This is a genomic window from Microbacterium psychrotolerans (genome assembly GCF_031085295.1).
Lineage (GTDB): Bacteria > Actinomycetota > Actinomycetes > Actinomycetales > Microbacteriaceae > Microbacterium > Microbacterium psychrotolerans.
Genome location: NZ_JAVFWO010000008.1, coordinates 1 through 17,937, shown reverse-complemented (window position 1 = coordinate 17,937; position 17,937 = coordinate 1). Strand labels below are relative to the sequence as shown.

The window sequence follows — 17,937 nt, the reverse complement described above, 5'->3', positions numbered from 1 at the left end:
ACGGGCTACAGATCACCGAAGGCGCGGTGGGGCCGAGTGTGACGAGTGGAGGCGTGCTGCGGTGGCGGCGAAATCGCTACTCGACGAGCTTGCCCGCGACCGACACCTCGCGCATGAGTGCGGCGATCTCGGCCGGGATCGGCGGGATCGGCTCGCGGACGACACCGGTCTCGGGCGACCAGACGAGGTTCACCTGCAGTTCGGGGTCGATGTCGGGGTAGTCGCTGCGGTTGTGGCAGCCGCGGGTCTCGCGGCGTTCGAGTGCCGCTTCGAGGGTCGCCCGTGCGGCGAGAGCCGCCGACTTCAGGTCGAAGGCGTGGGCGAGGTCGTGGTACCCCGCAATGTCGGGGTGCACGCCGATGTCGGCCATCCGCGCCTCGATGGCGTCGAGCTCCGCGAGACCGGCCAGAAGTCCCTGCTCGTCGCGCACGACGCCGGCGTGCTCGGTCATCGTGTCGCGGATGGCGCGCTGCAGCGCCCGCACGTTCTCGGTTCCCGATGCGGCGAGCAGGTCCGAGATCTCGGACCGCGCGGCGGCCACGGCGGACGCCGAGCGACGCTGTGCCGGCAGCGACGCGGAGTAGTCCGCGGCCGCCTGCCCGACGATGCGCCCGAAGACGAGGAGCTCGATGAGCGAGTTGCCGCCCAGGCGGTTCGCGCCGTGCAGGCCGGAGGAGGCCTCGCCGATGGCGTAGAGGCCGGGCACGTCGGTGGAGTGGTCCGACGAGCGCACCCAGACGCCTCCCATCGAGTAGTGGGCGGTGGGCGCGATCTCGATCGGCTCCTGGGTGATGTCGAGCATCTGCAGCTCGAGCATCGTCTGGTACACGCGGGGCAGCCGCGTCATGATCGTCTCGCGCGGAAGGTGCGAGACATCCAGCCAGACGCCGCCGTTCGCAGTTCCGCGCCCCTCCTTGATCTCGGTGTAGCAGGCCAGCGCGACGCGGTCGCGCGTCGAGAGCTCGAGGCGCTCCGGGTCGTAGCGATGCATGAAGCGCTCGCCGAGGCCGTTGCGCAGGATGCCGCCCTCGCCGCGTGCCGCTTCGGAGATGAGCGTGCCCGCCGCGTTCTCGGGCTCGATGATGCCGCTCGGGTGGAACTGGACGAGCTCGGGGTCGCGCAGCCGGCCGCCGGCTTCGACGGCGAGGCGGAAGGAGTCTCCGGTGTTCTCGTCGCGTCGAGAGGAGGTGCGACGCCAGATGCGGTTGTGCCCGCCGGCCGCGAGGATCACGGCGTCCGCGTGGATCAGATAGCGCGTGCCGTCCTCGAGGTCGAAGCCGTACGCGCCGAACACGGCGCCGTCGTCGTTGACGAGTATCCGCGTGACGTACACGGTGTCGAGGATCGGCACCTGCAGCTGCGCCGCCCGGTTGATCAGGGTGCGCTGGATCTCGAGACCGGTGTAGTCGCCCGCGAAGGCGGTGCGACGGTAGGTGTGGGCGCCGAAGAAGCGCTGCGAGATGCGGCCGTCCTCCTCTCGGGCGAAGGGCATGCCGTACCGCTCGAGGTCCTCGATGCCGCGGGCAGCGCCCGAGGTGACGATCTCGACGGTGTGGGGGTTGGCGAGCAGGTAGCTCTCCTTCAACGTGTCCGCCGCGTGCTGCTGCCAGCTGTCGTCGGCATCCATCGTGCCGAGCGCGGCGTTGATGCCCCCGGCAGCCAGGGAGGTGTGGGCGTCCGACTTCGGACGCTTGCCGAGGGCGATGACGTCGACCCCGGCTTCGGCGAGTTCGATGGCGGCGCGGAGACCGGAACCCCCGGTGCCGATGACGAGGACGGTGGTGGAAAGTTGGCGCTCTGAAGTGCTCACGATCCCACGGTAGGTATCGGACGACGATAACTCCAATGCATCTTCCTGCTCAAATCGATAGCGCTACGCTATGAGTATGAATCTCGAGCAGCTCCGCGCCTTCGTCACCGTCGCTCGACTCGGCAACTTCACGCGGGCCGCCGAGCAGCTGCACCTCGCCCAGCCCTCGCTCAGTCGTCAGATCGGCACGCTCGAGCAGGATCTCGGCGCCGAGCTCTTCCACCGTGCTCGAGCGGGCAGCACGCTCACCTCGGCCGGTGAGTCACTGCTGCCGCTGGCTCGCCGCATGCTGGCCGACGCGGAATCCGTCCGACGCGAGCTGGACGCGCTCGCCGGGCTGCGGCGCGGACGCGTGCGCCTCGGTGCCACGCCTACGCTCTGCATCAGCCTGGTCGCCGAGGTGCTGGGCGCGTTCCATAGCGCGCACCCCGGGGTGGAGCTGCACATCACGGAACGCGGTTCACGCGGACTGCTCGACGCTCTCTCCGGTGGCGAGCTCGACCTCGCGCTGATCACGACGTCGGGCGGGGCATCCACCGACAGATTCACCGTGACCCCGCTGCTGCTCGAAGAGCTGGTCGTCATCTCGTCCGGCGACGCACCGCCGCTGACCTCGCGCGACAGCATCACCCTCCGCGAGGTCGCGGAGCTGCCGCAGGTCGTCTTCAGTTCGACGTACGACCTGCGCAGCACGACGGATGCCGCCTTCGAAGCGGCAGGGTTGTCGCCCCGCGCCGTCATCGAGGGCGCGGAGATGGATGCCGTGCTCAGGTTCGTCGAGCGAGGGATCGGCGTCGCCATCGTGCCCGCGATGGTGATGATCGAGCGCAAGGGCCTTCGGGCGGTGCGTCTCGCGGAGCCCACGCTGACCCGCACGATCAGCATCGCGCGAGTGACCGACATCGCTCCGACGCCGGGGGTACAGGTCATGCAGCAGACGATCGTGCGCACCGCGGCCGCACTCGCAGCGCGGCCGGAGGCGACCACCCGCCTGGCCGACCCCGCATGAACGACGAAGCCGGGCGCTGCCCCTATCGACTCGATGGAGGTCACCGCCCGGCGACGGTCGTCAGTGGTGGAAGCTGCCTGCTTCCTCCTCGGTCATCGAGTTGACGATCGGGTGCTTGTCGAAGTGCTCGATCGCCGCGCGGTAGTCGGCCATGAGCAGTGACGCCTCGTCGCGCCCGAAGCCCTGGCGCACCAGGATCCGCTGCACGGGTAGGTCCTGCCGATCGGCCGGCATCGTGTACGCGGGGACCTGCCAGCCGCGCGTGCGCAGCCGGTCGGCGAGGTCGAAGAGCGTGAACGGGTGATCGACCCCGTCCTTCAGCTTCCACGACACGGCCGGGATGCCGGACTCGGCGCCGCCGTTGTTGATGATGTCGAAGTGGCCGAGCTTGGCGATCTCCTCGGCGAGGAACATCGACGTGTCGTGGCAGGACTGATGCACCTTGCGGTAGCCCTCGCGCCCGAGTCGCATGAAGTTGTAGTACTGCGCGACGATCTGACCGCCCGGCCGCGAGAAGTTCAAGGCGAACGTCGGCATGTTGCCGCCGAGGTAGTTCACGTTGAAGATGAGGTCCTCGGGCAGTTCCGCGGCATCCCGCCACACGACCCAGCCGACGCCGAGCGGCGCCAGGCCGAACTTGTGGCCGGACGTGTTGATCGACTTCACGCGCGGCAGGCGGAAGTCCCACACCAGCTCGGGCAGCGTGAACGGGGCGATGAAGCCGCCGCTCGCGCCGTCGACATGGATCGGGATGTCGAGCCCCTTCTCCTCCTGGAGCTTGTCGAGCGCGTCGCTCACCTCGTGCACCGGCTCGTACTGGCCGGTGAAGGTGACACCGAGAGTCGGGACGACGCCGATGGTGTTCTCGTCGACGCGCTTGATCACCTCCTCGGCGTTCATGATGAAGCGGTCGCCCTCCATCGGGATCTCGCGCAGTTCCACATCCCAGTACCGGGCGAACTTGTGCCAGCAGACCTGGACCGGGCCGCAGATCATGTTCGGCTTGTCGGTCGGCTTGCCGGCCGCGCGCTGCCGCGCCCGCCAGTTCCACAACAGCGCCATCCCGCCGAGCATGGCCGCCTCGCTCGATCCCGTCGTCGACGTGCCGAGCGTGTTCTCCGCGTCGGGCGAGTTCCAGAGGTCGGCGAGGATGTGGACGCAACGCGCCTCGATCTCGGCGGTCTGCGGGTACTCGTCCTTGTCGATCATGTTCTTGTCGAGCGTGTCGGCCATGATCGCGCGGATCTCGGGCTCGAGCCACGTCTGGCAGAACGTCGCGAGGTTCTGGCGGGAGTTTCCGTCGAGCATCAGCTCGTCGGTCACCACCTGGTAGGCGTGGGCGGCGAGATGCTCCTTCTGCGGCATCCGATACTTCGGCAGCGATACCGAGAGGTCTCCCGAGGCGAAGACCTCATCGAGAAGCTCGTCGCGGACGTCGTCCTTCTTGTGCAGCATTTTCGTGGTCTCCGGTGTCAGTTCGCGGTCTTGGGAGTGGATGCAGGGGTCGGGGCCGCGGCGTCGGTGGCGCCCGCCTCCTCGGCCGAGTGCTCATGGACTTCGTCGGGATAGACCTTCCAGCTGTCCTTTCGGAACATGTAGATGATGAACGGCCAGATGCCGAGCACGACGATGCCGCCGATCAGCAGCAGGGTGTACCCGAGCTGGCCCATCGTGCTGCCGGTGGGTTCGACGAACCCGATGAGGAACGCGAGCAGGCTGGCGAGGAAGCCGAGCCATCCGATGAGTCCCATGGCCGGCGTGCGGAAGCCGCGCTTCACGTCGGGGTGCGTGCGTCGCAGCTTCATGGCGGCGAGGAACATCATCATGTACATGATCAGGTAGAGCTGTACGGCCATCGCCGAGAAGATCCAGAACACGGATTGCACCGATGGCACGACGGCGAACAGGATGGCCAGGATCGTCACGATCACGCCCTGGACCACCATGATCGGCACCTGCATGCCGTTCTTGTTCGTCCGCTGCAGGCTCGGCGGGAGGTAACCCTGGCGTCCCACCAGCAGGAGGCCCTTGCTCGGGCCGGGAATCCAGGTCACGACGGAGGCGAGGATGCCGAACACGATGAGCAGCGCCATCACCGTCGTCATCCACGGCATTCCGAGCTGGCCGAAGAACACGTCGAACGCCTGCAGCACACCCTGTGTCAGATTGACGCTGGACGGCGATACCCCGACTGAGATCGCGAGGGTCGGGAAGATGAACACGATCAGGATGACGATGGAGGCGAGCAGGATCGCCTTCGGGAACTGCTTGCCCGGCTTGTCCATCTCGTTGACGTGCACGGCGTTCATCTCCATGCCGGCGTACGAGAGGAAGTTGCTGACGATCAGCACGATGCTCGCAATTCCCGTCCATGTCGGCAGCCATTGCCCCTCCGACGCGGGCGGCAGCTCCGATTTGCCGCCCGAGGTCAGGAACAGGATGGCGAAGAGCACCAGACCGAGCGACGGCACGATCGTGCCGGCGAGGAAGCCCCACTTGCTGACACCGGCGAAGGACTTCACCCCGCCGAAGGCGATGAACGTCGACAGCCAGTAGACCACCAGGATCACGAGCCCGGTGAACAGGCCGTTCGACGCCAGGTCCGGATTGAAGACGTAAGCCAGCGCCGACGCGAAGAACGCCAACTGCGCGGGGTACCAGACGACGTTCTGCATCCACTGCTGCCAGATAGCGCTGAAGCCGATCCGATCGCCGAAGGCTTCCTTCACCCAGACGAATACGCCGCCCTTCCAGCCGCTCGCGAGTTCCGCGGCGACGAGCGCCACCGGGACCATGAACACGATCGCCGGAAGGACGTACAAGAAGATCGAGGCCCAGCCATAGCCGGCCATCGCCGGGAGCCCTCGAACACTCGCGACCGCGGTGGCGATCAGGATCGCCATCGTGATCCAGGACATTCCTGTGGTCTTCGCGTGAACCGACGTAGTCGGCCGCTTTACGCCGTCAGCCATCTTCAGTTCCCCTGCCGTCGAGGACCCCCCAGGGTCCATTTGGGTCGACGGCGGACTCTTGGCGAGGGTTCGTCGACGACGGTACGGACCATGCCTACTCCCGGTTTCGATGTGCTGTCAATCAAATTCGCGGGGCATTCACAATGCCAATTGCACCCTGCGGCGTGAATATCGATCACACTTCACCAGTCACGGGTGATGACAATTGCCACATCCTATTGCGACGCATCGACCGTGGCATTTGGATGCGGCGGGCTTCATTGCGCATTGCGGGGGCCATTCGTGCCCGTCTCTCGCCGCGCCGTCGATCCGGGCCGCCCGGGAGCCACATTTTGTGCTTCACTTCGATGAGGAGCCGGGCTCATGGACCGGGGCTGGGAAGGGCGGTCGTGTCGACTATCGGTCACCTGCTGATCATCGCTGCCGCGGTGGCCATCAGCTCCGTCCCCATCGTGATGACGATCCTCATCCTCCTGTCTCCGAACCGCACCCGTTCGGCGGTGCCGTTTCTGATCGGCTGGGTGATCGGCATCGTCGTGACGGTCTCCATCGCCGCGCTGTTCGCGACCGTGCTCCCCAGTTCGCGCTTCGAGCGGCAGCCCGACACCGCCGTCGCCATCGTGGAGATCGTTCTGGGTGTGGCGGCGATGGTGCTCGGGGTGCTCTCCTGGTTTCGTCGACGCAAGAGCGGAGTGGTGGCGACGACCCCGAAGTGGATGCGCGCCGAGGCGAACATGGGCGCCTGGTCGGCGTTCGGGCTGGGGTTCATCCTGAATCTCCGGCCCAAGGGCATCGTGCTCGCCCTGGCCGCCGGCTTGACACTGTACGCCGACGCGGGCTCGGTCCGCCTGGCGATCATTCCGGTGATCATCTACACCGTGGTCGCGGCGTCCACCGTCGCGTTTCCGATCATCGTCACCGCCGCCTCGCCGACGCGGATGCAGCCGAAGCTGATCGCGGCGCATCAGTGGATGGAGACCAACGGCGGCCTGCTGACCAGCGCGATCCTCGTGGTGATCGGTCTGCTCATCGTCGGCATGGGGATCTCGCGGCTGTAGCAGGCCCGCCGCTCCTACGATGGCGGAAGCGGCGGAAGCGGCGGGACGACGCGCGGAGCGCCAGAAGCGATGGCGGTGGCCGGGCGTCGACGCGGCCCGGCGGCATCCGTCAGAGATTACACGGATCGTGTGACGCCGGGATCAGCTGCGCTGCACGTAGTGGCGCACGGTGTCGTCGCGCTCGATGAGGAACCGGTCGTCTTCGGGGTAGTAGACCGCCTTCCCGATGTCGTCGCCGGCGAAGCCGCGGATGCTCTCGAGGCTGTCCCACCGCGAGACCGTCACGATCTCGGTGAGGCCGTCGGGGAGTTCGCGCGTCAGCGTCCACGCGTCTCGGTTCCCCGGCACCGAGCGGTACTCGTCGATGCCGGTGCGCTCGACGTATTCGACGTATTCGTCCCGGTCCGAGGTGCGGATCACTCCACGCCACATGCGGACGATGCTCTGCTCATCGCTCATACCGACATCCTCTCGGCCGGGCTCGCTGAACGGGAGAGGGTCCGCCGCCTCCTGTCGGAGCCGGCGGACCGCCCGCCGCTAGCTCAGGTGCCGGGCGAAGAAGCGGGCGGCGTCTTCACCGGCGAACGGCGGAACGCCGGTGTGCCCGCCCATGTTGGCCTGCAGCGTCTTCTCCTTCGAGCCGAACGCGTCGAAGAGGTCGAGCGCCATCTGCCGGTCGTTCCCCTGGTCGTCCCACTGCAGCAGCACGTGCAGCGGGATGGTGAGCTGCCGCGCTTCCTCGAACGTCGAAGCGGGCACGTAGCTGCCCGCGAAAAGTCCGGCGGCAACGACCCGCGGCTCGACAACGGCCAGACGGATGCCGATGGCGATCGGCCCGCCCGAATAGCCGACGGGGCCGGCGATCTCTGGCAGCGAGAGCGCGGCATCCAATGTGCGCCGCCATTCCGGGACGGCCAACTCCACCAGGGGAAGGACGAGACGGTCCACGATGTCGCCGGTCACGGGCTCGCCCGCCTGCAGCGACAGACGCAGGTCGGCGCGGGCTTCGTCCGCGCCCGCGAGACGCGGCCGGTCGCCGGCACCCGGCAGCTCGATGGCGACGGTGGCGAAGCCCTGCGCGGCTGAGCTCTTCGCCCGGGCGGCCAGGCGCGGGTACATCGGGCCGAGTCCGCCGGGGTGGCCCATCAGGATCAAGGGGACAGGAGCGGAAGCGGATGCCGTTGCCGGCGTCCAGAGGGTGCCGGGGATGCCGCCGAGGAGGAATTCGCGCTCGATGACGGCGTCGTCGAGTCGCTGTTCTGAAGTGAAGTGCATGGTCGTGCCTTTCGGGAGTGCGCTTTGAGCGGCGCCCCCGAGCGACCTATCGCCCGACCGTGATCCTGGAGAGGAGCACCCACGTCGATTCGTTCATGGGTATCACCTCCTCGCTCTGTCGCACGGCGGTCTGGAGCCTAGCAGCGCAGGCTTGGTGCGGCACCCCCCGCACCGCGCCGCGCCGCTCTCGCGCGCCACCGCTCCGGCAGGACCGGCGCCGTCAGCGCAGCGTCGACTGTCGTTCGACCAGGCGGAAGTCGACGACGATCTTGCGAGGAGGGGGCTGATCGTCCTTCCCGACGCCGTCGAGCCGAAGGCGAATGCGTTCTTCGAGGAGAGCGACAGCGCTGGCGGCGACGGCCTCGCGGCCGAGGTCGATCGTTGACAGGGGAGGGCTGGAGTAGTTCGTCTCCTCGATGTTGTCGAAGCCGATGAGCTGCACGTCGTCGGGAACCCGGAAGCCTCGGTCGGTCAGCGTCGAAAGCGCGCCGAGTGCGAGGGTGTCGGTGAAGGCGACGACGGCGTCGGGCGTGACGCCGCGGTCGAGGATCTCAGCCATGGTTGCGGCGCCTGTCGCGTGGAAATAGTCGGGCACCCCGATGATCGCGCGCGGGTCGACCTCGAGACGGTGGGCCTCGAGCGCTTGGAGGAAGCCCTGCATGCGCAGCGTTCCGCTGCTCGTCGACTGATCCGCTTTCGCGCCGAGCGGCACGATGGTGCGCGCCCCGCGCGCGATGACGTGTTCCGCGGCAGCCTTTGCGCCGTCGACGTTGTGCATCGTCACATGATCGACGCCGACGTCGAAGACACGCTCTCCGAGCAGGACCATCGGAAAGTCCACGTCGAAGAGCGCGGCATCCTGCTGTCCCAACGCCAATGGTGAGTAGATGACACCATCGACCATCGAGCGGTAGCTGCCGTTGACCACTCTCAATTCGCGATCCCGCTCGTCGTTCGTCTGCTGGATGAAGACGGTCAAACCGACCTTGGCGGCCTCGCGCATGATGGTGTCGGCGAGCTCGGCGAAGTACACGCCCCGGAGGGCGGGCAGCGCGAGCGCGATGACGCCGGTGCGTCCGCGGCTGAGGTTCCGTGCCGAGACGTTGACGTGGTAGCGCAGTTCGCGGATCGCGTTGCGGACGCGCTCATCGGTCTCGGGCCGGATGTAGGGGTAGCCGTTCAGCACGTTGGAGACCGTCTTGATCGACACGCCTGCGAGTTCCGCGACATCGCGGATCGTCGCGGACCCGCTCGCCTTGCGTGCCATGGCTCTACCGCCTCCCGTCGGGTCAGTGGTCAGCGTATTACAGCGCTGCCTCGCTGCCGCTTGACCGAGCAGGCCAGGCTCGAGCGCAGATAGAGGAGTGCGGGGGCCGACGACGGCCGGCACCCCGCACACCTGTCGATCGGCTAGAAGAGCCGCGGCAGGAAGTCGATGAGACCCTGCCACCACACGTCGAAGCCGTGCGGTCCGGGAACGACCGTCTTCGCAACCGGGATCCCGTTGGCACTCATCGACGACTCGATGCCGTTGATCGCGTTGACGGCACCGGTGTCGACGTCGCCGGCGAACAGCGTGACCGACTTCGTTGTGGCGATGGCCGTCTGGCCACCGGGCGTCGACGGATCGAGCGTCGCGGCGGTGAACGGCGGCGAGAACATCCCGAAGTAGCCGAACTGACCCGGGTGGTTCACCAGCGTGCCGTGGGTGAGGAAGCCGCCCCAGGACAGACCCGCCATCGCGCGCTGCGCCGGGTCTTCCGACACGTTGTACTGCGACTTCACCAGCGGCATCACATTGCCCGACAGTTCGTTCCAGATGTCGAAGGGCGCACCCGAGTACCCCGGCATCACCACGACCATGGGCTTGATCTTGCCCTGCGCGTAGAGGTTGTCGAGGATCTGGCTTGCCCTGCCGATCTCCGTCCATGCGGCGTAGTTCTGCCCGAAGCCGTGGTACAGGTACAGGACCGGATACGGCTCGGCGCGGTTCGGGTCGTAGTCGACCGGCGTCCACACCTTGAGCTTCGAGGCGCCGAACGCACCGTTGTAGCTGAGCGTCGCGAGCTGTCCGCTCTCGTCGGCCGGGGCATCCGCCAGCAGCGGCGTGCGCACGCCACCCGGGACGAACAGCTGGCTCTCGACGTTCACGACGTTCTTCGTGTCCTGAGGGTCGTGGAATGCGACGCCGTTCACCTCGTAGCGCCAGTAGTAGTAGCCGTCGATCGGTCCGATCGTCGTGCGCCAGCGGTCGCCCTCCTTGGTGAGCGGGATGCGGAACCACTGCCCGTTCGGAGCCCAGTCGCCCCACAGCACGACGTCTTCGGCGTCGGCCCACTGGGTGCCGGTCTCGAAGGTGACCATGCCGTTCTCGTCGATGTTCGGGGTCGTGATGCTCCCCGCCTCGGGCGCGGTGTAGGGCTCGGTGAGCGGTCGGTGACCCTCGCTGAGTCCATGGTCCTTGACGCTCGGCTGGAAGGCCCGCGACGCGAAGTCGCGCAGGTTCTCACGCCAGGTGTCCCAGACCCCGCCGGTCTCGGGGTGCACGCCGTCGAACTCGAGCCGAACCCCTGCCTGCTGAAGCGCGGTCATGGCCTCGTAGGTGCCGTTGTAGTTCGGGTCGAGCGTGTTGCCGACGTAGAAGCGCAGCAGATCGGTCTTGGCGTTGATCTTGCGAGCCAGATCGGCGGTGACCGCGGTGCTGTCGGATAGGTAGCCGGACAGCGAGCCGACCGAACCGAAGACGCCGGGCTTGGCGGCTGCGAGCTCGAGAGCCTGCGCCGCGCCGCGCCCTATGCCGGCGATCGCGGTCTCCTTCACCTTGCTCGACACGTTGTACGCGGACTTGACGGCGGGGGCGATCCCGTCCAGCAGCTCCTTCCCCGGGTTCGCGTCACCGGCGTCGGCCATCACCACGACCATCGAGGTCAAGTCGTCGTTCACCGCGAGGTTGTCGAGGATCTGGCGCGCGCGGCCGAGTTCGAGCCATTCGCGGAACGACTGGCCCTGATCGGACAGCAGGTAGAGCACGGGGAGCGCCTTGGCTGTCTTGGTGGTGTACCCCGGCGGCGTCCACACCGCCACCGACTGCTCGGACTGGGTCACCGGTGACTGGTACGTCAGTTCGGCGACGGAGCCGCCTCCCGCGGCGACGTCGTCCATCCAGGCGACCTCGGGCCCGGGAATGAAGAGGGTGTTCCAGTCGGGGTGCGACGTGACCTCGACAGGGGTGTCGGGGTTGCGGAAGGCGACCCTCGATCGGTCGGCCATGGTAGCGACGTACTGGTAGTAGTACAGGCCGGGCTGGAGCGGGCCGATGTTCGCGGAACAGTTCGAGCCGCTCGCGTCGAGCCCCATTCGCGCCCACGTGTTCGACGGCCCGAAATTGCCCTCGATCTCAGCGCCCGCACCCGTCGAGTTGCCGCAGGCATTCGACGGAACGGTCGACTTGGGAACCGTGAAGCGGTGATAGATGCCCGACTGCGATTCCCACGGATCTGGAGCGGCTGAGGCGGGGGCCGCCGTCAGTGCTACGAGCGAAGCAGCGAGGACGAGTCCCGTCGCTGCCCGAGCTCGCAGGCCACGCGGCCAACGAACCCCGGTTTCATTCTTCATTGAACAGCCTTTCTTCGAAGGATGCAGCGGCAACTCCGCACACCCGCTGCTCGGCGCACGAGCTCCCCGCGAGCAGCCTTCTGCGGCTGGAATGGCGAGGTAGTACACCGGTGTAGTACGAGCGAAGGTACACCGGTGTACTACAACGTTGCAATAGTGGATTGGTCCATGAAGGAGGCGCGGCTATATCACAGCGCGAGTTCGCAGACCAACCCATATGCGATTGGCGGGTAGGGGAGCGACGCTCATGAACATGTCGCCGACAACCTCCTCGAAGCGCGCCATCGCGCTCGCCGCCGTCCCCTTGGCGCTCGCGTTGACGTTGGCTGGGTGCGGCAGCCCCGACGGTGGTGACTCGCCGCCCGGGATGAACAGGGAAGAGGTGCCAGGGTCAGCATCGCCGACGGTCGAGACGGGCGGCGAATTCAATGACGCCGACGCGATGTTCGTGGCGATGGTGATCCCGCACCACGAGCAAGAGGTGGAGATGAGCGAGGCGATCCTGGCCAAGGACGGCATCGACGAGCGGGTGCTGACCATCGCCGAGCAGATCCGGGACGCCGAGGAGCCCGAGATCGAGCGGATGGAATCCCTGCTCGACCAGTGGGAGATCGACGACGATGCCGAGGGTGACGACGATGACGACGATGACGGCGGCTGGATGTCGGAAGGCGACCTGGAAGCACTCGAGGCTGCGGACGGCTCGGCAGCCGAACGGCTCTACCTCGAAGGCTTGATCGAGGGCCACGAGGCGGCCGTGGAAATGGCCCAGACCGAAATGGATGAGGGAATCAACCCAGACGCCCTCGAGGTGGCGCAGGGGATCATCGATGTGTACACCGCCGAGCTCGCGACCCTGCAGGAACTGGTCGCCGAGATCTGACGCAGCGGCGCTCGCGCAGTCACTCAGAGCTGCAACTCCGCCTTCGATCGCTGCCCCCGACGGTTGACGCGGACCGGCGCGGGCGCCGCCGAGACTCCCACCCGCGTAGGCTCTTCGGATGACCTTCGATGGGAACGACGCGGGCTCCGGCATCGACGGAATCCGCCGCGAGATCCTCACTTCGGACCATTTCCGTGATGCGGCACCAGCGCTTGCGGTCGCAGCTGGGGGCGATGCCGCATGAGCGTGCACCTCATCGGCGGCGGCGCGACCACGGCCGCGGATGCCCCGCTTTACGCGCCGTTCGTCGCCGAAGCGGCGCTGCGAGCGGGCCACGCCGGCCGCGCGCGCCCGCGCGTCGCCGTGATCTCACTGCACCCCGAGGCCGAGGAGAAGGCGGCGGCGCTCGGCGAGCTTCTGGCCGGCGCCGGAACGGGACCCGCGATCGAGGTGCACCTGACCGCCGGGCGGCGCGGCGAGCCGATCGGGCTCGACGCGATCGCCGACGTCGACGGCATCGCGGTGGGCGGCGGCGTCGTCGAGGACGTGCGCGCGGGGCTCGAGCCGGTGTTCGGCGAGTTGCGCCGGCTGGTTGCCGGCGGTGTGCCCTACCTCGGCGTCTCGGCCGGAGCGATGATCGCAGCGGAGGGCTCGCTCGGAGGCGGCTCGCGCATCGGCGGCGTGGTGGTCTCACCGGAGGACCCCGGCGAAGCGGGCGACGAACTGGAGATCGAGGCAGGCATCGGCCTCGTCGACGTGGCCATCGAGGTCCACGTGGCCGAGCGCGGAATGCTGTCCCGATTGGTCGCCGCCGTCGAGTCCGGGCTGGTCGCGGGCGGGCTCGGCGTCGACGAGCGCACGGCCCTGATCGTGGGCGACGGCGGGCTCCGGGTCGAAGGCAAAGGCAGCGTCTGGCGTGTGCTGCCGGCCGAGGGCGGCGTGCTGGTCTCCACGATCGGCGGTTGAGGGCGTCCCGAAGTCCCTCGCATCTGTCGGGCCTCCCACCTTTCGCGCGGATTCCGCCAGACCAACGCGAGACGAGAGCGGGACCGCGCTGCGTGGGCACGGTTGACGAGAGTGTCGTCGCCAGACCTGAGCGGGCACGTCACGAGTCCCGGGCAAGCTGAAATAAAGTTGCTCTGATGGAACAGGTCACGCTCGGAGTCGTCGCCATTGTGCTGGGCGTGCTCGCCGGGCTCGTGTTGTTCGTGCCGTTCGTGGCCGTGAGTTACCGGCGACGCGGTGGACTCACGATCGGACGCTTCGTCCTGTGGGGGGCCTTTCTCGTCTACTTCTGGGCGATCTGGACTTACACGCTGCTGCCGCTTCCGGACCCAGATGCCGTCGTCTGCGTGGGAACGAACATCAACCTGCTGGAGTTCGTGGACGATATTCGCGGCGCTATTGCCAGGCCCGGCAACACCCTCACCGATACCGTCGTGCTGCAGTTGCTCATGAACGTGTTGCTGTTCATGCCCCTCGGCTTCTTCCTGCGCGTTCTCGGCGGGCGTGGCATTTTCACCGCTCTTCTCGTCGGGCTCGGACTATCCGTATTCATCGAGACGACGCAACTCACCGGCGTCTGGGGCCTGTACCCGTGTGCGTACCGGGTGTTCGACGTCGACGACATGCTGACCAACACCATTGGTGCACTGCTCGGCTCTGTCGTGGGACTGGTCGTGCCGCGCCGATACCGTGGAATGAGCAAGCGCGCCGATGCGAGCGAGCCCCGCCCGGTGACCCGCGGTCGCCGCTTCACCGCAATGCTCTGCGACTGGCTCGGCGCATCGCTCGTCGCCCTGACCGCGGGCATCCTGACTCAGCTGTGGCTGGAGTACATTGCGCACGACCACCCTGCAGTCATCGCGGGAGACATCGCGTCCGCTATGGCAGCTTGGGTACCCGTTGTCGTATGGCTCATATTGGTGCTGCTGACAGGTCGCACGCTGGGGGACATCGCAGTTGACCTGCGTTACGAGGGTGGATCTGTCCCGGGCCCGATCGCTCGGGTACTCCGCTACCTTGGCGGTATCGGCGGCTATCTCCTCCTCGGACTTGTCCCGGCGCCAAGTACCGTCTTCATGGGATCCTTCGCGCTCATCAGCCTCATTCTCATCTTCACGACAGCACGTGGCCGAGGCCTGCCAGGCCTGGCATCCGGGCAGCAGATCGTTGACGCGAGAGAGGGCGCAACAGCACTCCCCTCGACCAGCGACCGTGTCGATGCGTGACCACTGCGCCGCTGTGCGCACGAGGATCCGCTTACGTACGGCCCGCTGGTGAACGGACGCCTTCGGGACGCGCGATACCGGGCGAAGGATCGCGCATACAGTCCGGCGATCGCCGCACGCTTCTCCGGATCGGTGATGACGATCCAGTGCCACGTCTGAGCGTCAGACGATGTCGACCGGCACGGGTCGTTCGAGGTCGAGCCGTCGCCGCACGGAGCGGGTCGTCGTCAGCAACTCGTCGGGACTCAATGGGAGTACGTCGCTCATAGCTCGACGTTATCCGGCGTTCGCGATCCCCTCGGCGGTACTTCACCGCCGCGCTGATGCCTCTTCATCAATTCTGTGAGAAGAGGACAATGAGAACAGACGCCTTGGCCGCAGCAGCATCCGACCCGGCATGCGTGGCGTCCCGCCTGTGCTCGAGACCAAGGCCGCTCGCGACCTTCGCGTGCGAACAACTCGATCACTGGGGAGGGACCGTGGTGTCCAACATCAAACCCTTGCGGACATTGGCCGTAGGACTGGCCTTCGCCACCGCAACCGCACTGGCAGTGGCAAGTCCGGCCGGGGCCGCGGTGCCCGCCGGCGACGGCGTCGCGGCCGCCGACGTCGGCCAGGTCGGCCACCGCGGGACCTTGGTGCTCAATCTGCAGGAAGCTGAACCGCCGGTCACCGAAGTCACAGTGAGCGTCGACTCCGGCACCGTCACCCACGACGGCGTGGTGACTCTGCAAGGAGCGGTCACCTGCGACCACGCCGCCATCGCTTACGTCGAGGTCAACGTGGTGCAACGCCGGGGCTATCGTGTCGCCGAAGGGACCGGATCCAGCCTGCTCGAATGCGGACCGACACCGAGCCCGTGGACGTTCGAGATCGGATCCTCCAACGGAGTCCTCTTCAATCCCGGGAACGCTGCTTTCAACGCGTTCGCCAGCGCCTACGGCTACGGCGGCGGCTTCGCCAACACGAGCCTGATCGACCAGTCGGTGAAGCTGCGGCCAGCCCGTTAGCTGCGCGGCGGCCCCCCCCCGCGCGGCTGCAGTCCGCATGCGGATCCCGGTATGACGCCAAGACCGTACCGTGATGGCCGGCTTTGGGGGGAGACCTGTGGGTATCCGTACGGGCGGTATGGTCGCACCACGGAAGGAGGCGTGCATGAGAGCGACCACGCCGTGGCACCGTCCCGGCGCGGTCGGCTACGCGTTGGCGCGCGTGCGCGGCATCCTTCGCCCTCCCGTCACGGTCCACCCGCCCGGCGATCACTTGCGCGCTGATCGCGACGTGCCGATCGAGATGCCGGACGGGGTGGTGCTGAGAGCCAACGTGTACCGCGGCACGGGCGAGGCGCCGACACCGGTCATCCTGTGCGCTCACCCCTATGGCAAAGACGTGATGCCCGTGAACTCGCGGTCGGGTCGGCGCCTCAACTTCCAGTTCCGGATGCTGAGGCAACCGGCGCCCGTCCGCATCTCAGCCGAGACCAGCTGGGAGGCGCCGGATCCTGACTGGTGGACATCTCAGGGATACGCGGTGGTCAACCTCGACGTGCGCGGGGCGGGCACTTCCGGTGGGCGGGGTGCGGTGCTGTCCGATCAGGAGGCGGACGACATCCGGGCGGTGGTCGACTGGATCGCCGATCAGCCTTGGTGCGATGGCAACGTCGGGATGCTGGGGGTGTCGTACCTCGCGATCTCGCAGTACAAGGTGGCCGCGCTGCAGCCAACTGCACTCAGAGCGATCGTTCCGTGGGAGGGGTTCACTGACGCGTACCGCGACCTCTTCTACCCGGGCGGGGTGCGGGAGATCGGATTCTCGAGGATCTGGACCACGATCACCCGCCGCACCACCAGGCAGACTGTCGACATCGGGGCACGGGCCCGTGCGCGCTCACTCGACGACGAGTGGTGGAGATCGCTGGCGCCGGATCTCGAGCGCATCCTTGTGCCGATGCTGGTCTGCGGCAGTTTCTCCGACAACAACCTCCACTCCCGTGGGTCGATGCGCGCGTTCGCCCACGCCTCGTCCGCCGAACGGCACCTCTACACACATCGGGGCGGCAAATGGACGACCTTCTCAGGGCATGATGCCCGGGCCGCGCAGAAGGCCTTCCTCGATCGTCATCTCAAGCGCGCCGACATCCCCGCCCTGCCGCCAGTGCGTCTGGAGATACGCGACCGCGGTGACCATGTCGTGGAGATACGCGACGAACAGGAGTGGCCTCTCGCGCGGACCCAGTGGACTACCCTCGCCCTCACCGAGCGGGACGGCAACCGCGTACTCACCGCTTCCGACGTGGTCGACGGGTGGGCGACTTTCGCGGCGCGACGAAGGGCCCTCTCCTTCCGTCACGTATTCGAACGAGACACCGAAGTCACCGGCCCCATGTCGGCACAGCTGTGCATCTCGAGGACAGGAGGGCATGACCTGCCCCTGTTCGTCGCCGTGTCGAAGGAATCGGGCGGGAGGTTCGTGCCCTTCGAAGGGTCGTACGGCTTCGGTCGGGACTTCGTGACCACCGGCTGGCAAGACGGACGCTTCCGCGACCAGACGAACACCGATCCGCACATCCCCGACCACGACTACCGAGCGCGGCGACCGGTCCATCCGGGCGAGATCGTCAAGGTGCGCATCGAGCTCGGACCATCCGCCACACTGTTCCGCGCCGGCGAAGCGCTCGTCTTCCATGTGTCCGGACGCCAACTCTCACCCCGGAACCCGCTCACGGGCGCATTCCCCGCGCTCTACCGATCGTGCTCTCGCGGAACCCGGTACACCGTCCACTGGTCACGAGAGAACCCCTCGCACCTCGTGATCCCCATCATCCCCGCACCCCACGTCACGAACGGCTCCGATTCGGCTACATCACGCACAGCGGCACCGATAGGGCGCGCCAGAGCGAGCCGCAACGGCTCGTGAGCGGGGGACCGGTCCGGTATCTGTTCGCAGGCGCCGCCGACGGGAACACGGGGGCGGATGTGGACCACTGCGCTCGAGGCCGAACGAGCTTGCGCCGATACTCGAACCGTCGTTGATGCCGGTCTTGATCTGATCCTCGACTTCGAGCCTCACCAGCTGCGCGGGGGG

At 67.3% G+C, this 17,937-nt stretch carries 14 protein-coding genes; 7 read left to right on the top strand and 7 right to left on the bottom strand.

Annotated features, from left to right (window positions below):
• Positions 1-76: 76 nt before the first annotated feature.
• On the bottom strand, positions 77-1,810 hold the full coding sequence (locus Q9R08_RS19530; RefSeq protein ID WP_308869856.1) for an L-aspartate oxidase: 1,734 nt from the start codon (positions 1,808-1,810) through the stop codon (positions 77-79).
• Positions 1,811-1,886: 76 nt separating this feature from the next.
• On the opposite strand from Q9R08_RS19530, the gene Q9R08_RS19525 reads away from it, so the two are divergent.
• A complete protein-coding gene (locus Q9R08_RS19525; RefSeq protein WP_308869855.1) occupies positions 1,887-2,819 on the top strand; it encodes a LysR family transcriptional regulator in 933 nt (310 codons plus the stop codon).
• A gap of 60 nt (positions 2,820-2,879) precedes the next feature.
• On the opposite strand, the gene Q9R08_RS19520 is transcribed toward Q9R08_RS19525, so the two are convergent.
• Both Q9R08_RS19520 and Q9R08_RS19515 read right to left on the bottom strand, forming a co-directional pair.
• Entirely contained in the window at positions 2,880-4,274 is a 1,395-nt protein-coding gene (locus tag Q9R08_RS19520; protein ID WP_308869854.1) for a glutamate decarboxylase, read from the bottom strand.
• A gap of 17 nt (positions 4,275-4,291) precedes the next feature.
• Complete coding sequence (locus Q9R08_RS19515) at positions 4,292-5,737, bottom strand: glutamate/gamma-aminobutyrate antiporter GadC (protein ID WP_308869853.1); 1,446 nt, start codon at positions 5,735-5,737, stop codon at positions 4,292-4,294.
• Positions 5,738-5,955: 218 nt separating this feature from the next.
• Between Q9R08_RS19515 and Q9R08_RS19510 the strand changes: the two genes are divergently transcribed.
• Positions 5,956-6,849, top strand: a complete 894-nt coding sequence (locus Q9R08_RS19510) for a GAP family protein (protein ID WP_308869852.1) — start codon at positions 5,956-5,958, stop codon at positions 6,847-6,849.
• Positions 6,850-6,990: 141 nt separating this feature from the next.
• Here Q9R08_RS19510 and Q9R08_RS19505 read toward each other — a convergent pair whose 3' ends face one another.
• The 4 genes from Q9R08_RS19505 to Q9R08_RS19490 all read right to left on the bottom strand — a co-directional run bounded on the left by Q9R08_RS19505 (position 6,991) and on the right by Q9R08_RS19490 (position 11,739).
• Positions 6,991-7,308 carry a hypothetical protein gene (locus Q9R08_RS19505; protein ID WP_308869851.1) on the bottom strand — a complete coding sequence of 106 codons (318 nt, stop codon included), beginning with the start codon at positions 7,306-7,308 and terminating at the stop codon, positions 6,991-6,993.
• A gap of 78 nt (positions 7,309-7,386) precedes the next feature.
• On the bottom strand, positions 7,387-8,124 hold the full coding sequence (locus tag Q9R08_RS19500) for an alpha/beta hydrolase (RefSeq protein ID WP_308869850.1): 738 nt from the start codon (positions 8,122-8,124) through the stop codon (positions 7,387-7,389).
• Positions 8,125-8,344: 220 nt separating this feature from the next.
• Positions 8,345-9,391 carry a LacI family DNA-binding transcriptional regulator gene (locus Q9R08_RS19495; RefSeq protein ID WP_308869849.1) on the bottom strand — a complete coding sequence of 349 codons (1,047 nt, stop codon included), beginning with the start codon at positions 9,389-9,391 and terminating at the stop codon, positions 8,345-8,347.
• A gap of 143 nt (positions 9,392-9,534) precedes the next feature.
• Positions 9,535-11,739 carry an alpha/beta hydrolase-fold protein gene (locus Q9R08_RS19490; RefSeq protein WP_308869848.1) on the bottom strand — a complete coding sequence of 735 codons (2,205 nt, stop codon included), beginning with the start codon at positions 11,737-11,739 and terminating at the stop codon, positions 9,535-9,537.
• A 247-nt stretch (positions 11,740-11,986) separates the two neighbouring features.
• Between Q9R08_RS19490 and Q9R08_RS19485 the strand changes: the two genes are divergently transcribed.
• The 5 genes from Q9R08_RS19485 to Q9R08_RS19465 all read left to right on the top strand — a co-directional run bounded on the left by Q9R08_RS19485 (position 11,987) and on the right by Q9R08_RS19465 (position 17,769).
• Positions 11,987-12,622 (top strand): DUF305 domain-containing protein, encoded by a 636-nt coding sequence (locus tag Q9R08_RS19485; protein ID WP_308869847.1) that lies wholly within the window; start codon positions 11,987-11,989, stop codon positions 12,620-12,622.
• A gap of 240 nt (positions 12,623-12,862) precedes the next feature.
• Entirely contained in the window at positions 12,863-13,588 is a 726-nt protein-coding gene (locus Q9R08_RS19480) for a Type 1 glutamine amidotransferase-like domain-containing protein (protein ID WP_308869846.1), read from the top strand.
• A gap of 176 nt (positions 13,589-13,764) precedes the next feature.
• The gene (locus tag Q9R08_RS19475) at positions 13,765-14,853 is read left to right on the top strand and encodes a VanZ family protein (protein WP_308869845.1); all 1,089 of its coding nucleotides are present in this window, start codon (positions 13,765-13,767) and stop codon (positions 14,851-14,853) included.
• Between the two features lie 479 nt (positions 14,854-15,332).
• Positions 15,333-15,863, top strand: a complete 531-nt coding sequence (locus tag Q9R08_RS19470; protein WP_308869844.1) for a hypothetical protein — start codon at positions 15,333-15,335, stop codon at positions 15,861-15,863.
• Between the two features lie 145 nt (positions 15,864-16,008).
• The gene (locus Q9R08_RS19465) at positions 16,009-17,769 is read left to right on the top strand and encodes a CocE/NonD family hydrolase (RefSeq protein WP_308869843.1); all 1,761 of its coding nucleotides are present in this window, start codon (positions 16,009-16,011) and stop codon (positions 17,767-17,769) included.
• Positions 17,770-17,937: the final 168 nt, after the last annotated feature.

Excerpts from the sequence above, each read along its gene's own strand:
- Q9R08_RS19485 (WP_308869847.1), top strand. The coding sequence starts at position 11,987 with ATGAACATGTCGCCGACAACCTCCTCGAAGCGCGCCATCGCGCTCGCC.
- Q9R08_RS19495 (WP_308869849.1), bottom strand. The coding sequence starts at position 9,391 with ATGGCACGCAAGGCGAGCGGGTCCGCGACGATCCGCGATGTCGCGGAA.
- Q9R08_RS19520 (WP_308869854.1), bottom strand. The coding sequence starts at position 4,274 with ATGCTGCACAAGAAGGACGACGTCCGCGACGAGCTTCTCGATGAGGTC.
- Q9R08_RS19505 (WP_308869851.1), bottom strand. The coding sequence starts at position 7,308 with ATGAGCGATGAGCAGAGCATCGTCCGCATGTGGCGTGGAGTGATCCGC.
- Q9R08_RS19500 (WP_308869850.1), bottom strand. The coding sequence starts at position 8,124 with ATGCACTTCACTTCAGAACAGCGACTCGACGACGCCGTCATCGAGCGC.
- Q9R08_RS19475 (WP_308869845.1), top strand. The coding sequence starts at position 13,765 with ATGGAACAGGTCACGCTCGGAGTCGTCGCCATTGTGCTGGGCGTGCTC.
- Q9R08_RS19480 (WP_308869846.1), top strand. The coding sequence starts at position 12,863 with ATGAGCGTGCACCTCATCGGCGGCGGCGCGACCACGGCCGCGGATGCC.
- Q9R08_RS19465 (WP_308869843.1), top strand. The coding sequence starts at position 16,009 with ATGAGAGCGACCACGCCGTGGCACCGTCCCGGCGCGGTCGGCTACGCG.
- Q9R08_RS19525 (WP_308869855.1), top strand. The coding sequence starts at position 1,887 with ATGAATCTCGAGCAGCTCCGCGCCTTCGTCACCGTCGCTCGACTCGGC.
- Q9R08_RS19490 (WP_308869848.1), bottom strand. The coding sequence starts at position 11,739 with ATGAAGAATGAAACCGGGGTTCGTTGGCCGCGTGGCCTGCGAGCTCGG.
- Q9R08_RS19515 (WP_308869853.1), bottom strand. The coding sequence starts at position 5,737 with ATGTCCTGGATCACGATGGCGATCCTGATCGCCACCGCGGTCGCGAGT.